This window comes from Limnospira sp. PMC 289.06 (assembly GCF_032350395.1).
Lineage (GTDB): Bacteria > Cyanobacteriota > Cyanobacteriia > Cyanobacteriales > Microcoleaceae > Limnospira > Limnospira platensis.
The window spans coordinates 1-844 of record NZ_JARPLC010000382.1 but is presented as its reverse complement, the minus strand read 5'-3'; the positions used below and the strand labels follow the sequence as shown (position 1 = coordinate 844).

Here is an 844-nt window from a genome sequence, read left to right as displayed (position 1 = left end):
TTCCCAGGGAGTCGTACACATGGCCAATATTGTTGAGAGTAGCAGCTTCCCCCCCTATGTCCTCCACAGCCCTGAATAGGGGTAAAGCTTGGTTAAGGTAGTCTAGGGCTGTTTGTTTTTCTCCCAGGGAGTCGTACACAGCACCAATATTGCTGAGAGTAGTAGCTTCCCCTCCTCTATCCCCCACAGCCCGATACAGGGGTAAAGCTTGGTTGTAGTAGTCTAGGGCTGTTTGTTTTTCTCCTAATAAATCATTAATTCTCCCCATACTCAGCAGGGTGACAGCTTCCCCCCTTCTATCCCCAGCAGCGCGATAGAGTTGGCGGGCGACTTGCCACTTTTCTAGGGCTTGTCGTAATGATTCGGCGGTTCCTTGTTGAAATAGTTGTAATCCTTCTTGCCGCAATCTATCGGCTTCTGAATTACTGCTATTTTGGGCGAGAATTATAGGCGTTGACTCAAGGGATGATGAACTGGTTTTTAGCTGTGATGAGGTCGCCACTACTGACTCCCCTAGCATCACGGATAATGTGGCTGTTATCAATCCGATTTTGATGGATTTATGTGGTTTAATCATGGGTTAATTCCTTTATTTTTGCAGACAATTTATGGAAAAGTAAAAGCTAGAAAATCTCGGTTTTTTTGAGTAAGTCAATCCCCGCGATTTGAGCCATAATGTTGGGTTTCGTTCCTCAACCCAACCTACGAATAAAGCTGTGATGAGGTCGCCACTACTGACTCCCCTAGAATCACTGATAAGGTGGCTGCTGTTAATCCGATTTTGATTAGTTGCTGTGGTTTAATCATGGGTTCATTCCTTTATTTTTGCAGACAATTTATGGAA

The 844-nt window shown here is 44.8% G+C and carries 1 protein-coding gene; it reads right to left on the bottom strand.

Annotated elements, in window-relative coordinates:
- Positions 1–577, bottom strand: a 577-nt coding sequence (locus tag P5674_RS25340) for a tetratricopeptide repeat protein (protein WP_315670435.1), incomplete at its 3' end; no start/stop codon positions are given.
- Positions 578–844: the final 267 nt, after the last annotated feature.